Genomic DNA, 308 nt, shown 5'->3' with positions numbered 1-308 from the left:
TTTGACTTTTAAAAGCATCAATAAACTCAATAAAGTTAAGATCGCAGTGAGCAAGAAGAGCCATTTTGCCCCCCCCAAAAACGCCACAACCCCAGGACCAATCGCCATGCTTATGGTGAAGCTAATGAAAATAAACGCTCCCATGATCGCCATGGCTTTAGTGCGCTCTTCTTCTTTCACTTCATCCGCCACCATCGCGCTAACAACTCCGCCTAAAGCCCCCATGCCTTGAATGAAGCGCCCTATAACGAGCCAAACAATATCATTTGCTATAAAGCACACTAACGAGCCAATTAAAAACAACAACA

At 44.5% G+C, this 308-nt stretch carries 1 protein-coding gene; it reads right to left on the bottom strand.

Features of this window, described 5'->3' with window-relative positions; all coding sequences use genetic code 11:
• The coding region (locus GO013_RS16925; protein WP_163813211.1) for an MFS transporter at positions 1 to 308 on the bottom strand (308 nt) is incomplete at both ends.

Source organism: Pseudodesulfovibrio sp. JC047, assembly GCF_010468615.1.
Lineage (GTDB): Bacteria > Desulfobacterota > Desulfovibrionia > Desulfovibrionales > Desulfovibrionaceae > Pseudodesulfovibrio.
Note: the sequence above shows the minus strand (reverse complement) of the source record. Positions and strands in the feature narration are given on the sequence as shown.